Annotated in this window: 15 protein-coding genes and 4 tRNA genes; 10 read left to right on the top strand and 9 right to left on the bottom strand. The window is 68.5% G+C overall.

All coding sequences use genetic code 11. The annotated features are described in order from the left end of the window. Positions 1 to 13: 13 nt before the first annotated feature. Entirely contained in the window at positions 14 to 829 is an 816-nt protein-coding gene (locus ACZ50Z_RS04585) for an IclR family transcriptional regulator (protein ID WP_464482465.1), read from the bottom strand. A gap of 50 nt (positions 830 to 879) precedes the next feature. Here ACZ50Z_RS04585 and ACZ50Z_RS04580 point away from each other — a divergent pair, with 50 nt between their 5' ends. Beyond that, on the top strand, positions 880 to 1,689 hold the full coding sequence (locus tag ACZ50Z_RS04580; RefSeq protein ID WP_464482464.1) for an SGNH/GDSL hydrolase family protein: 810 nt from the start codon (positions 880 to 882) through the stop codon (positions 1,687 to 1,689). A 36-nt stretch (positions 1,690 to 1,725) separates the two neighbouring features. Then, complete coding sequence (locus ACZ50Z_RS04575) at positions 1,726 to 2,397, top strand: DedA family protein (RefSeq protein ID WP_464482463.1); 672 nt, start codon at positions 1,726 to 1,728, stop codon at positions 2,395 to 2,397. Here ACZ50Z_RS04575 and ACZ50Z_RS04570 read toward each other — a convergent pair whose 3' ends face one another. Next, entirely contained in the window at positions 2,398 to 3,015 is a 618-nt protein-coding gene (locus ACZ50Z_RS04570; RefSeq protein ID WP_464482462.1) for a TetR/AcrR family transcriptional regulator, read from the bottom strand. A gap of 153 nt (positions 3,016 to 3,168) precedes the next feature. On the opposite strand from ACZ50Z_RS04570, the gene ACZ50Z_RS04565 reads away from it, so the two are divergent. Together ACZ50Z_RS04565 and ACZ50Z_RS04560 are read left to right on the top strand one after the other, a co-directional pair. Further along, entirely contained in the window at positions 3,169 to 3,606 is a 438-nt protein-coding gene (locus ACZ50Z_RS04565) for an anti-sigma factor antagonist (RefSeq protein WP_464482461.1), read from the top strand. A 32-nt stretch (positions 3,607 to 3,638) separates the two neighbouring features. Further along, on the top strand, positions 3,639 to 4,724 hold the full coding sequence (locus ACZ50Z_RS04560) for a glutamate--cysteine ligase (RefSeq protein WP_464482460.1): 1,086 nt from the start codon (positions 3,639 to 3,641) through the stop codon (positions 4,722 to 4,724). Between the two features lie 26 nt (positions 4,725 to 4,750). Here the strand turns inward: ACZ50Z_RS04560 and ACZ50Z_RS04555 are convergent, their stop codons facing one another. The 3 genes from ACZ50Z_RS04555 to ACZ50Z_RS04545 all read right to left on the bottom strand — a co-directional run bounded on the left by ACZ50Z_RS04555 (position 4,751) and on the right by ACZ50Z_RS04545 (position 7,362). Beyond that, positions 4,751 to 5,521 (bottom strand): sulfite exporter TauE/SafE family protein, encoded by a 771-nt coding sequence (locus tag ACZ50Z_RS04555; RefSeq protein ID WP_464486087.1) that lies wholly within the window; start codon positions 5,519 to 5,521, stop codon positions 4,751 to 4,753. Between the two features lie 72 nt (positions 5,522 to 5,593). Continuing rightward, positions 5,594 to 6,535 carry a catalase family peroxidase gene (locus tag ACZ50Z_RS04550; protein ID WP_464482459.1) on the bottom strand — a complete coding sequence of 314 codons (942 nt, stop codon included), beginning with the start codon at positions 6,533 to 6,535 and terminating at the stop codon, positions 5,594 to 5,596. 35 nt (positions 6,536 to 6,570) lie between these two features. Continuing rightward, the gene (locus ACZ50Z_RS04545; protein ID WP_464482458.1) at positions 6,571 to 7,362 is read right to left on the bottom strand and encodes an SDR family NAD(P)-dependent oxidoreductase; all 792 of its coding nucleotides are present in this window, start codon (positions 7,360 to 7,362) and stop codon (positions 6,571 to 6,573) included. A gap of 154 nt (positions 7,363 to 7,516) precedes the next feature. On the opposite strand from ACZ50Z_RS04545, the gene ACZ50Z_RS04540 reads away from it, so the two are divergent. Together ACZ50Z_RS04540 and ACZ50Z_RS04535 are read left to right on the top strand one after the other, a co-directional pair. Next, on the top strand, positions 7,517 to 8,095 hold the full coding sequence (locus ACZ50Z_RS04540) for a hypothetical protein (RefSeq protein ID WP_464482457.1): 579 nt from the start codon (positions 7,517 to 7,519) through the stop codon (positions 8,093 to 8,095). 93 nt (positions 8,096 to 8,188) lie between these two features. Then, on the top strand, positions 8,189 to 9,736 hold the full coding sequence (locus ACZ50Z_RS04535) for a long-chain-fatty-acid--CoA ligase (protein ID WP_464482456.1): 1,548 nt from the start codon (positions 8,189 to 8,191) through the stop codon (positions 9,734 to 9,736). A gap of 5 nt (positions 9,737 to 9,741) precedes the next feature. On the opposite strand, the gene ACZ50Z_RS04530 is transcribed toward ACZ50Z_RS04535, so the two are convergent. The 4 genes from ACZ50Z_RS04530 to ACZ50Z_RS04515 all read right to left on the bottom strand — a co-directional run bounded on the left by ACZ50Z_RS04530 (position 9,742) and on the right by ACZ50Z_RS04515 (position 11,837). After that, complete coding sequence (locus ACZ50Z_RS04530) at positions 9,742 to 10,572, bottom strand: enoyl-CoA hydratase/isomerase family protein (protein WP_464482455.1); 831 nt, start codon at positions 10,570 to 10,572, stop codon at positions 9,742 to 9,744. 87 nt (positions 10,573 to 10,659) lie between these two features. Continuing rightward, positions 10,660 to 10,956: a LapA family protein gene (locus ACZ50Z_RS04525; RefSeq protein ID WP_464482454.1), complete on the bottom strand. Its 297-nt coding sequence runs from the start codon at positions 10,954 to 10,956 to the stop codon at positions 10,660 to 10,662. A 135-nt stretch (positions 10,957 to 11,091) separates the two neighbouring features. Next, positions 11,092 to 11,538, bottom strand: a complete 447-nt coding sequence (locus ACZ50Z_RS04520; RefSeq protein ID WP_464482453.1) for a hypothetical protein — start codon at positions 11,536 to 11,538, stop codon at positions 11,092 to 11,094. Between the two features lie 227 nt (positions 11,539 to 11,765). Continuing rightward, a tRNA-Val gene (locus ACZ50Z_RS04515) sits at positions 11,766 to 11,837 on the bottom strand. 182 nt (positions 11,838 to 12,019) lie between these two features. Here ACZ50Z_RS04515 and ACZ50Z_RS04510 point away from each other — a divergent pair. The 4 genes from ACZ50Z_RS04510 (at position 12,020) to ACZ50Z_RS04495 (ending at position 12,778) form a co-directional block, all read left to right on the top strand. Further along, positions 12,020 to 12,092: transfer RNA gene (locus ACZ50Z_RS04510), tRNA-Gly, on the top strand. 28 nt (positions 12,093 to 12,120) lie between these two features. Further along, positions 12,121 to 12,194 (top strand) — tRNA-Cys (locus ACZ50Z_RS04505). Between the two features lie 14 nt (positions 12,195 to 12,208). Continuing rightward, positions 12,209 to 12,283: transfer RNA gene (locus ACZ50Z_RS04500), tRNA-Val, on the top strand. A gap of 198 nt (positions 12,284 to 12,481) precedes the next feature. After that, positions 12,482 to 12,778 carry a hypothetical protein gene (locus ACZ50Z_RS04495; RefSeq protein ID WP_464482452.1) on the top strand — a complete coding sequence of 99 codons (297 nt, stop codon included), beginning with the start codon at positions 12,482 to 12,484 and terminating at the stop codon, positions 12,776 to 12,778. Positions 12,779 to 12,813: the final 35 nt, after the last annotated feature.

Here is a 12,813-nt window from a genome sequence, read left to right as displayed (position 1 = left end):
GAGCTTAGCCGGACTAGCCGAGCTGATCGCCAATCTCCTTGGCGGCGTTGACAAGTGCGGCGGCCACCGCGGGATAGCGGGAGGCGTCCAGCCGGTGTTGCGGCGCGGCGGCGTTGAGCGCGAGCCGCAGTCCGGGCGCCCGGGTCGGGATGGGTACGGCGACAGAGGCGACGCCCTCCTCGCTTTCCTCCCGGTTGGTGGCGTAGCCGCGCTCGCGGATGCCGGACAGCTCGGCTTCCAGTTCGTCGCGGCTGGCGATCGAATGCGAGGTGATGCGCTCGAGCCGCTCGCGCGGCAGCAGCGCACGCAGTTCCGGTGGCGACAGCTGGGCCAGCATCACCTTGCCCGTCGAGGTGCAGTGCGCGGGCATGGCGCGGCCCAGCCGGGAGGCCACCCGCACCGCCGAGGGCCCCTCGACGGCGGCGACGAAGCGGACACTGGCGCCGTCGAGCATTCCGACGTGCACCGTCTCGCGAAGTTGCTCGCTGAGCCCGCGCATGATGGGTGCCGCCGATCGCGCGATGTCGATGCGCCCGAAGATCGCGAACGCCACCCCGGTCAACGACGGGCCGGGCAGGTACGCCTTGGACACCGGATCTTGGCGGACGAACCCACGGTAGGACAGCATCGCCAGCAGCCGGTGCGCCGTCGATGACGCCACGCCGAGATAGCGGGTCGCCTCGCTCAACCGGATCTGGGGTTGCTCGCCCAGCAGCAACAGCAGCTTGAGCGCATTGTCGACCGACTCGATCGGATACTGCGGCGCAAGCGAATCGGCGCGCGCCGCCGCGGCGGCATCCCGTGCGGGGCGCTCGCGCTTGGGTGGCATGGCTCAACGGTAACCAGTTGTGGGCGCGAGTTCGCGTTATTCTCGGCTTCGTGAGCGGGGCGATGCACGCCGGATACCGCCGTTACGTCGCGATCGGCGACAGCCAGACCGAGGGCCTGTGGGACGGTGACGACGCCGTCGGCCTGCTCGGATTCGCGGACCGCCTCGCCGTGCGGGTCGATGCGCTCTACCCCGGCCTGCAATACGCCAACCTCGCGATCCGCGGCAAACGAATCCGCCACGTGCTCACCGAGCAGGTTCCGCGAGCGCTGGCGATGCGGCCGGACCTGATCACCGTGTGCGCCGGGATGAACGACGTCATCTGGCCGGGGCGCTCGTTTGGTCCCGCCCTGAGCGACCTCGAGGACGTTTACGCCGCACTCGCCCGATCGGGGGCCACGGTGGTGACGACGACCTTCCCGAACGTCGCGCAGTTCCTCCCGCTCGGGCGACTCGTGGCCGGACGGCTTGCCCGCATCAACGCGGCGATCACGGCGGCCGCCCATCGCTACGGATTCCGGCTCGTCGACCTGTACGAGGCTGCCTCGATGCGTCAGTTGGACACCTGGGCCCTCGACCGCGTGCATGCCTCGACCAAGGGGCACGTGTTGTTCGCGGCCGCGGCCGCCGAAGCGCTCAATTTGCCTGGTAGCAACCATGATTGGGCCCGGACCGACGTTCAGCTCGCCCGGCGTGCCTTTGTGGCGGGCGCCTACGAGCAGTGGCGCTGGACGCGGGAGAGTTTCGTCCCGTGGGTCTGGCGGCGGCTGCGCGGCCACTCGTCGTATGACGGGCGCGAACCCAAACGCCCGCGATTGGAAGGTCTGGGCGTCCCAAGCGAATTGAAACGCACACCTTAGGGCGCGGATCGCGGGCCGGTCAGGCATCCTTGACGCATGAATGTGGAGCCCTTGCTGCACTCGATCCCGCCGCTCGCGGTCTACCTGGTGGTCGGCGGTGTAGTCGGGATCGAGAGCTTGGGCATCCCGCTGCCGGGCGAGATCGTGTTGGTGACCGCGGCGCTGATGTCGTCGCACCACGACCTGGCCGTCAATCCGATCGGGGTCGGCGTCGCCGCGGTGATCGGCGCGGTAACCGGTGATTCGATCGGGTACGCGATCGGGCGCCGGTTCGGCATGCCGCTGTTCGACCGGCTCGGCCGGCGGTTCCCGAGACACTTCGGCCCCGGGCACGTCGCCCTTGCCGAGAAGCTGTTCAACCGGTGGGGCGCTCGGGCGGTGTTCTTCGGCCGGTTCATCGCGCTGCTGCGGATTTTGGCCGGGCCGCTGGCGGGCGCCCTCAAAATGCACTATCCGCGGTTCCTGGCGGCCAACGTCTCGGGCGCCATCTGCTGGGCGGGCGGCACGACCGCGCTGGTGTACTTTGCCGGAATCGCGGCCGAACGCTGGCTGGAGCGGTTCTCCTGGATCGGGCTGGTGGTCGCCGTGGTGGCCGGCCTCACCGCGGCAATCCTGTTGCGCGAGCGCACATCACGGGCGATCGCGGAACTGGAGGCCGAGCATCACCGAAAGACCGCCGCCACGGAGACCGCGCCCGACACGGTCTGACTACACGGCCTCGCCGGTGTCGGCCACCAGAGGCGGCCGGTGCTCGTCGATCAGGGCGCGGGCCATCCGGCGGGCGCGCTTCGCCGCGTCGAGATCCCCAACGGCGGCCAGAATGATGGCGCCCTTCATCAGGATGTGCCAGGACGAGGCGAAGTCCTCGACGTCGGTCAGGCCCGCCGCAACCGCGCGGCGGCGCACGATGTCGCGGACGTGGTCGATGTGGGTGATGCAGGCCTGTCCGGCCGGATGATCCGGCCCCACCTCGAGCAGCACGTTGATGAACGAGCAGCCTTCGTATCCGTCGCGGAGCTGGAACCAGTCATGCATGACGTCGAAGATCGCCAGCAACTGTTCCTCGGGGGTGGTGCCGCGCCGCCGCGACTGCTCCTCGATCAAACCGTGCGTCCAGAGCTCCTCGCGGCGCTCCAGCACGGCCAGCACGAGATCGTTCTTGGTGGCGAAATGCCGGTACAGCGTGGCCCGGGCGACGCCGGCCCGCGCGATCACCTCGTCGGTGCCCACTGCGCGGATGCCACGCCGGCTGAACAGCTCATATGCGGCGGTCAGTACGCGTTCGCGCGCCGACGCGGCAGGCGTTCCGACATCGGAAGTTGTCATCAGGCCTTACCGTACTCTTAGCCCCGGACCCGTAGACAGACCGCCCTGTCTCGTTATACAAATGAGATTCGCATCCGCGAACAGTCTGTCTTCAGACAATAGGACGGGCATCCGTCGCGGCGTCACCGACGCCGGTCGATCAGGGGGTCCATCATGAACTCAGCCATTGCGGAACAATTGCCCACCACTCACCTCATGCTGAGCACCAAATTGGTCTATGAGCTGGGCGATCCCAACAGCACGCTGCGGGCGACCGCCGATCGCAGCGGTCCGGCGGTGCTGATCTACGCGGGGGGCGAGGTCGACGCCTGCAACGAGGACACGTGGCGCCACCTGGTCAGTGAGACGGCCGGCGTCGTCACCGCTCCCGGCCCGTTCGTCGTCGACGTCACCGGGCTCGAGTTCATGGGTTGCTGCGCGTTCGCGGTGCTCGCCGACGAGGCCAAACGCTGCCAGGAACGCGGCATCGATCTGCGGCTGGTGAGCTGCGAGCCGATCGTCGCCCGCATCGTCGACGCGTGTGGGCTCGGCGGTGTGCTGCCCATCTACCCGACGGTCGACTCCGCGTTGTCGGCGGCCGCGCGCTGGTAACCACTCGGCACTGCTCGGCCGTAATCGGCTGAATGAGCGGCCATCCCACCATCGGCGCGGAGGAGGAGTTCCTCCTCGTCGACCCCCGAACCGGTGAGCCGTCCCCGGAGAACGCCGCCGTGGCCGCCGAGGCCGAACGGCGCGGCGTGAAGCTGCAGCTGGAACTGAGCAGCTGCCAGGTGGAAACGACCTCCGACGTGGCGGCGAGCGCCGCCGAGCTCGGTGAAGAGCTGCGCCGGTTGCGCCGCACCGCGGCGCAAGCCGCGCAGGCCGTCGGCGTTCAGCTGCTGGCCTGCGGGCTTCCGCCGGTCACCCCGCACCAGTTTCCGGTCACCGATACCCCGCGCTACCGCCGGATCGGCGAGGAGTTCGGCATGGTCGCCCACGAGCAAGGCATCTGCGGATGCCATGTGCACGTGCAGGTGCCCGACCGCGCCGCGGCCATCCATGTCAGCAATTGGCTGCGGCCGTGGCTGCCGTCTTTGCTTGCGCTGTCGGCCAATTCACGCGTGTACCGCAATGCCGACAGCGGCTACGCGAGCTGGCGCAGCGTGCTGTGGCGGCGCTGGCCGGCGGCGGGAGCGCCGCCGTTTTTCGCCTCGCCCGACGAGTACGACGACGCGGTACGCATGCTGGTCGACACCGGGGTGATCCTCGACAAGGACATGATCTATTGGGACGTGCGCCCTTCGGCGGAATTCCCGACGGTGGAGGTCCGGGTGGCCGACGTGCCCGCCACCGTCGACGAAACCGTGCTGCTCGCCACCCTGATCAGGGCCGCCGTGATGACGGCGCTCGACTCCCCCGACGACATCGGGCGCCTGCCGCCCGGCGCGCTGCGCGCGGCGTATTGGAAGGCCGCCCACGACGGGTTGTCCGGGCACACACTCGATCTGATCCACGGGCGCGGGGCGGTGCCGGCGCGGGAGCAACTGGGAGCACTGGTGCAACGGGTACGCCCCGCCCTGGAGTCGCTGGGAGAACACGAACACGTGGTCCACGAAATCGACCGCGTCACGGCCCGCGGCAATGGGGCGATGCGTCAGCTGCGGGCCTGGCACCGACGCGGCGAGGCGAGCGACGTCATCGCCGAAGCCGCCGCGGCCACGTTGAGTTGAACATCGTTGTCGCACAAGAGATCTCGTCAGGCCACAGCGAGCAGCCGATACAACCCGATCAGGCCGACGACCACGATGATGGCGCGCAGCGCGTTCCCCGATAACCGGCGCCCGTAGCGCGCGCCGAGCAGGCCGCCGACCAGCGAGCCCGCCGCGATCAGCCCGGCGGCCGGCCAGCTGATCCGATCGAACGCCGCCACCGTATAGGCAATCGCGGCAACCACATTCACCGCCAGGGCCAGGAGATTTTTGGCCGCGTTCATGCGCTGCACCGACTCCGGCAGCAACGCCCCCATCAGGCCGACCAGCAAAATGCCCTGGGCGGCGGTGAAATAGCCGCCGTAGACGCCGACGGCGAATGTGCCCAACACCAGTGTTGCCATCCGCCCCGCCGGGACGTGCTCGGGTGAGCGGCCTGCCTGCGCGGCGCGCCGGGCGGTCCACGCCTGGATCCGCGGCCCGATCACCACCAGTGCCAGCGCCAGCACCAACAGCACCGGCACGATCTCGGCGAACACCTTCTCCGGCAGATGCAACAGCAGGTAGGCGCCCAGCGTCGCGCCGGCCAGCGACGCCGGCAGCTGCCAGCGCAACCGGTCCTCTTGACCGCGCAACTCGGCGCGATAGCCCCAGGTGGCCGAGACGCTGCCGGCGACCAGGCCCGTGGCGTTCGACATGGTGGCCGTCACCGGCGGAAAGCCGAGCGCAACCAGCGTCGGGAAGGTGATCAGGGTGCCGGAGCCGACGAGAGCGTTGATCGCCCCGGCCGCCAGCCCGGCCAGGCATATGAGGAACATCTGAAACGGCGACACCGGAGAAAAACCTTAGCCTGCCGCCGATTTCGTCGCGAGGGCGACTACTCGCTCCGCTCAGGTGGGCGGGCCTTCGGCGCCGCGCTCGACCCCGGTGCGCAGCTTGACCGACGCCGAATACGCCAGCGTGCGAAACCGCAGGACCGGATCGTCGGAGGGTTCGATGCCGTCGGTCACGCGCATCGGGTCGAACACCACGATGTCGCCGCCGTGCTCGCGCTCGGTGTCCACACCGGTGACTTCCAGGGAGCCGACGGTGACGATCTGGGTGCTCTGCCATGCCGAGGACGGGTCCACCGTCGAGTCGGTGGGCCCGGCGATCTGCACCCGGAAGTCGAACCGCACCGGAGCGCCCTGTAACCGCGTGGCCAGCTCGTCGGTGAGGAAGTCCGGATCCTTGCCGTGGGCGTCGGGGACCGACAGGTATTCCTCGGCCGCCGTCGGAACCAGGTGGTAGCGAACGAATCTGGCGCTGCCATCGGCGGCGACCCAGCGGAACGCGTGCAATCCGTGGTATTCGGTGGTGGCGTAGCTGGCCGGGATCCGGTTGGCCTCCCGCAGGATGGGCAGCGCGCCAAGCAGCTTCGGGTGGGTGAGCAGGTGCGTGGCCATGCGCAGCGGCGTCGTCAGTCCAGGCCGCATCGCCTTGAGCAGATCGATGAAGCCGTCCGGTGTGCTGGAGACGAAGAGCCGGGCGGTCTGCGTCGAAACGTCGGTGGTGGAGCCGTCGGGCAGGGTGAACTTCACCGCCATCCCGCGCACGCCGGGACGGCCGTCGCGCTGCTTGGGGTTGCCCGATCCGTTGGAGAAGCGGATCAGCGCCGGGACCGGCGAGCCATCGAGATGACTTGCGCGCGAAAGCATTACCGCGTCAGAGGTCGCGGTGAATGTGCCGCGATAGAGGGTTCCTTTGGCGTGCAGTGCGCGGCAGCCGGGCTGAGCACCCCCGGCGCCCCGGATGGCCTCGATCGCTTGGTCAGGGGTTAATCCACCGCTCATGGACGAATCTTAGTGGCATTTGAATCCCAGTGGTATCAGGTGGGAAAGCCGAAGAGTTCGACGACACCGTGATCGCGACCGGCCGTATAGCCCCCGTCGACGGCGAGGGCCTGACCGCTGACGAACGAGGCGTCGGGCGACAGCAGGAAGGCGGCCATGGCCGCGATCTCCTCGGGCTGCCCCAGCCGCTGCAGCGCGTGCTCCCTGGTGATCGAGGCGAGCGGGCCCTCCATCCCGGGAATGCTGAAGACGCTGTGCGCCATGGGCGTTTCGATGAAGCCGGGACAGATGACGTTCGCCCGGATGCCGCTCGGCCCGTAGTCGAGGGCGATGTTCTTGGTGAGCAGCACGACGCCGCCCTTGGCCGCGTTGTAGGAGCTGCCGCCCGCGGTGCCTTCCAGGCCCTCGACGCTGGCGACGGTCACGATCGAGCCCCGTTCGCCGTCAGCCCGGGGTTGTTCGATCATTTTGGCCAGGGCCGCCTTGGCCACCAGGAAGGTGCCGGTGAGGTTGACCCCGATCACCCGGTCCCATTCGGCGCGCTCCAGCAGGTGCACCGGGCCTCCCCCGGCGACGCCGGCGGCGTGGAAGAGGCCGTCGAGCCGGCCCGGCACGGCGGCCAGCACCGCGGCGATCGCGGCTTCGTCGGTCACGTCGGCGGGCACGAAGGTGAACCGCGGGCCCAGCTCCTCGGGCGGTGCGGCGAGGTCGGCGCCGACCACGGTGCCGCCCTCGGCCAATAACCGTCGCGCGGTGGCCAACCCGATTCCGGAGGCGGCACCGGTCACGACGAACGTGCGCGAGCGGGCGCGATCGGGGTTCGCCAATGTCGGCTCCTTTGTCGGGCGGGTCCGTCGCGTTCGGCAGCGGCCCAGTCATGGTGACACACAGAGCAAAACCCATCTTGGACTTTGCTCGGGTTGCCGGAGGACGATGGGAGCGAGCTCGGATCCCGCGCCGCCCAGAGAGTGAGGAACGACGATGTCATCGACTCGGCCGCAGGCTTTCTTCTCCGCCGTCCCCGGGGCGCTGGGCGCTGTGGTGGCCGCGGTGGTCATCGCGGCCGGCCACCCGGCCACCGCTGGGATAGCGCTGGCCTCCGACGAGGCGATCGCCATCGCGCAGGGCGTCTCGGTCACCCCCGCGCCCGGCTGGACACTGGGAAACCGCGGCCCGAACTGGGTGGCGCTGAACAACGCCGACACCAGCGCGCAGATGCGGATCACGGTCAAGCAGGCCGGCGGGGCTGATGCCGCCGCGGTTCTGCAGACCGACATCGACCAGTACACCCGCGGCGCATCGGCCATCCTGACCGGTGTGAACCGATTGACCGCGCCCGACGTCACGCCGCTGCAGGGGCCCAACTTTCACCAGGAAGCGTCGGTCAACTACACGGCCAGCGTGGTAAACGCGCAGGGCACGATTCCAGTGATCGGCACGTTCACCGAGCTGCTGAACACGTCGAACGGCCGCTCGGCCTTCATCGACTTCCGGCAGGGCAGCGGCGCCACCTCACAGGCCGCCGGCGACGGCGGAACGATGATCGCCTCCATGGAATGAGAACCTGACCGCTTACGCTCGCAGGGGTCGACGTCGCGTGCGAAGCGCCGACTCCGTATGACCGTCTGGAATACATCGAACGCGGAGGGGTTCATGCCACTTGCCGACACGGCGGAGACGCTCGCCGGGATCGTCGAACGACACGCGCGGCAGCGGCCCGAGGCGATCGCGATTCGCTACGGCGAACGCCAGTGGTCGTGGGCCGAGTGGAGCACGCGGATCCGTCGCACGGCGGGGGCGCTGCGCGCCGCAGGGATCGAGCGGGGCCAGTGCGTGGCGATCCTGGACAAGAACCATCCCGCCTGCCTCGAGGTGCTCATCGCCGGCGCCTCCATCGGCGTGGTCACCGCCGTCGTCAACTGGCGGGTGATCGGCGACGAACTCGTCCACGTCCTCGCCGACAGCGGGGCCCGCGTGCTGCTGGTCGGCGCCGAGCTGCGGGCCGCCGCCGAAGCCGCCGCCAAGCGCGTGCCCGGCCTGGAACGCATCGTCGAGGTCGGCGACGAGTACGAATCGTTGCTCGCCGCAGCATCACCGACGGAGGCCGACGCGGGCCTCGACCCGGACGAGACCGCGTTGGTGATCTACAGCTCGGGCACCACCGGACGGCCCAAAGGCGTGCTGCTCAGCCAGCGCGCGCTGGTCAATCACGCGGCGAACCTGGCGCCGGCGTTCCCGTTCGCCGACGGGGACGCGAACCTGGTCGCCATGCCGTTGTTCCACGTGGGCGGGATCGGCTACGCGCTGTTCGGCATCCGTTCGGGGGCACCGACTTTCCTGACCCGCGAGCCCGACGCCGCGACGCTGATCGGCGCGGTGCGCGCCGGAGCCACCCACGCGTTCTTCGTCCCGCCGGTGATCGCCCGGTTCCTGCACGCGGGTGAGGCGGCCACCGCCGCCATCGCCGGCCTGCGCTACATCGTCTACGGGGCGGCGCCGATGCCGCTGCCGTTGCTGCATCGGGCGCTGTCGACGTGGCCGGACACGAGGTTCGTGCAGGTGTACGGGCAGACCGAGCTGTGCGGCGCGGTCACGGCCCTGTCCGACGCCGACCACCGCGACTCGGCGCGACCCGAATTACAACTCTCGGCCGGAAAGGCTGTGCTGGGCTGTGAGATTCGTATCGTCGATCCCGAAACGCGCGCCCCGTTGCCGCCCGGGGAGCCCGGCGAGGTGTGGGTGCGCAGCAACCAGAACATGAGCGGCTACCTCAACCGCCCGGAGGCGACGGCCGAGACGATCACCGCCGACGATTGGGTGCGCACCGGGGACGTCGGCCGCCTGGACGCCGACGGCTACGTGTATATCGAAGACCGGCTCAAGGACATGATCATCACCGGGGGCGAGAACGTGTACGGGCCCGAGGTGGAAAGCGTGCTCATCGAGCATCCGGCCGTCGCCGATGCCGCGGTGATCGGTGTGCCCGATGACTTCTGGGGGGAATCGGTCAAGGCGATCGTGGTGGCCGACGGCGAGATCGATCCCGGCGGCATCATCGAATTCTGCCGGCAGCATCTGGCCGGTTTCAAATGTCCGCGCACCGTGGACTTCGTGACGGAGCTCCCCCGCAACGCGAGTGGCAAGATCCTTAAAACTCAGCTGCGGGAACCGTTTTGGCGGGACCGGGCCCGCGGAATATGAGCGGGCTACAGCCGTCCCTCGACGCGCAGTTCCGGGTGCACCCAATCGGGTGAGCGTCTTTCCTTGAACGAGCGGAAGCCTTCGATGGCCTCGGCGTCGGACAGGCTGGAGGTCATGCCGATGCGGTCATACAGGCCCAAATAGCTGTCGATGCTGGACTTGATGACGCCGCGGGCGCGCGGCGCGGTCCGACTGCATTGCGCGAGCACGTCTTTCGCCGTGTCCAGCAGGCCCTCGTGCGGCACCACCCGGGTGACCAGACCCCAGTCGAGAGCTTCGACCGCGGTCAGCACCCGACCGGTGAACATGAGGTCGCGGGTACGCACCGGCCCGATGACGCGGGTGAGCATCTGGCTGTAGTAGGTGTCGGCGTAGCCGCGGAACAACTCGGGCACCCGGAAGGTCGCCCGATCGCTCACCACCGACAGGTCGCTGCACAGCGCGATCTGGAATCCACCGCCCTGGCACAGGCCGTTGACCGCGGAGACGATGGGCTTGCCCGAGGTCCGCACCGCGTCGAACGGCGTCACGTCCATGCCCAGCGCGGAGCCGAAGGTGATCCAGTTGTCCTCGCCTCCCCCGCCGCCCATGTCGCCGCCGGGCGCGAAGACATCGCCGGTTCCGGTGAGCACCAGCCCGGCCAGGTCTGGGTCCTCGTTGAGACGCCCTACCGCGTAACGGATTCCGAAGTACATCGCGGGGCTCAGGGCGTTGCGCGCTTCGGGACGGTCGATGGTACATACCGCGATCGGTCCCTGCCGTTCGAAGCGCAGATAGGGTGTGCCCAGCCAGTCCCCCTCGGGAGGACGGGGCGCTGTCGGGGGATTCTGAGGCACGGGGCTCCTCTCGGGTCGGCGCCGCTACTGTAGCTCTTACAGTATCCGCGGGAGCGGGCGCCACCCCGATGCGGAGCTCCGAGGGCTTCAGGGCCGGCCGCGGCTCCCGGCGGTCGGGTGCTGGCGTTCGAGCCCGCGCAGACGGCGCGCTTCCCTCATCAGCCAGACCAGCCCCGCCGCGGCTGCCAGTAACGCCACTACGGCCGCGGCGATTCCGGCGCCAACCCGCTCATCGGCGAAGCACGCGAGGCAGATAGCCAACGCCACCACTGCGGCCCCGACGAGAAGCAATCCCGGGGCTTTGGCGGGTTTTTTCAGGGCTTGGCCAACCCGTGGACGGCTGGACCGTTGATGGTCGAGCGGATCTCGAGCTGTGTCTCCCATGGTCCCTTCCTCTGTTGCTGCGTAAGCCGTGATCTACAGCTGTACCCGGTTGCAACCGTGGGTAATAGTCGCGCAGCGGTTTGGATTGCACGCGCTATTGCTTTACAGACGCGGCCTTTTCGCCAATCGCGCCCCTCATCGCAGGATCTGCGCGAGCTTTCGCCATCGTCGATGCCGGTGGCCAAACATGAGCCGGACGAAGGCACGGGTCAGCAGCCCGTGCAACCCGTCGTCGGTTTCGATCTCGTCGGTGTAGCGGCAGCTGCGCTCGTCGATGGGTTCGAACGTCAGGCGGTGGTTCCACGTGCGGACCGGTCCCCCGTGCTCGTTGGTGTAGATCTCGGTCGGTTCGAGGCGCTTGATGGTCAGGTGGTGGGTCCAGGCCGGGATCACGCCGAACCACCAGAACCGCGCCGATCCCTCGGTGCCGACCTCGATGCGCTCGGGGACATCGAGGCGGTAGATCCGCAGCACCGGGCTCAGCACGTGGCGCATCAGCTCCGGCTTGCGCGCCAAGGCGGCCGCGGTCTCGGCCGGGATCGGCAGCTCGGTAGTTAGGGTTACCTTACTCACGCGGTTCATGGTGGCCCAGCGGGCGCGCTCAGGCAAGGGCAGCGTGGCCTCAGGGCGGTGCGTGGGCGCCTGGCCGCGACTTCGTCTCGCCGAGCGGTTAACCCGACACGGCCTGCGAAAAGAGCCGCTACCCAGCCCGAGGGCGGACGTGAGAGCGCGGCCGCTGTAGCGCGAGGATACGGTGAATCAGTGAAGTGGATTAGTGGGCCAATGGTTCTTTGACCTGTATCGATGTGTGGTCCCGGCTGGGATCGAACCAGCGACCTTCCGCGTGTGAAGCGGACGCTCTCCCACTGAGCCACGGGACCGGCGCCGAGATGGCGAACGACGTCGAAGACTAGCACGTGCAGACCCCGACGATACCGGCCGCATCGGCCGGCCCGTCGCGGCGCGATAGCCTAGACACGGCTCGTACCAAGAAATTTGTATGTGCCCGCTCACGTGGACTATCGTCGTGCTTCGCACCGGGCGACGATCTCGCCCGTGGCGCGCGGATGTAGCGCAGTTGGTAGCGCATCACCTTGCCAAGGTGAGGGTCGCGGGTTCGAATCCCGTCATCCGCTCGAAGGTGCAAGTGGCGTGGACCCCAACGGTGGAGTGGCCGAGTGGTGAGGCAACGGCCTGCAAAGCCGTGCACACGGGTTCGATTCCCGTCTCCACCTCCAGATTTTGGTTCCCGGCGCGATTAGCTCAGCGGGAGAGCGCTTCCCTGACACGGAAGAGGTCACTGGTTCAATCCCAGTATCGCGCACCAGATTTTGTAAAGCTCAGACCCAGAATCTGAGACGAGTATCAACACACGTGAACTACACGTGAACTGGTCAATCAGGGCGCTAGCAACCCACCAGAGAGGTAGCTAGCCATGACCACGACATCCCCCAGCCCGCGTTCGCAGCGCGGCTTGTCGGTGCCTGGAGCGACGGTGGACTTCCCCCAACAGGAAGGTCCAGCCATGACAACCACAACCATCCCCAACGTCCCGATTCCGGCCGGTGCCGTCAGCGTTCAAAACTGGGATCGAGGCGGACGGCTGTTCTACGGCGCGGTCTCGCCAACCATCCCTGCGTCGGGGTGGATGCCCGCGGATGTGCGCATCTCCACGGGCGGTGTACAAGATGGCGACGGCACCTACGAGTGGGAGATTTGCGTGGGCCCGCTGGACCCGGACAATCCGCTGACCGCAGCCCAAGCGCGCCAGATCGGCGAAGCACTCATCGCCGCGGCCGACGAGCTCGACGCACTGGCCTAGCTCGCGCGCGTCGCGTCCTGTGGTGACAGTCAGGG

Source organism: Mycobacterium sp. NTMscope_MAC_269 (genome assembly GCF_976985695.1).
The sequence above is the reverse complement of the archived record's forward strand: the minus strand, read 5'-3'. Positions and strand labels throughout refer to the sequence as shown.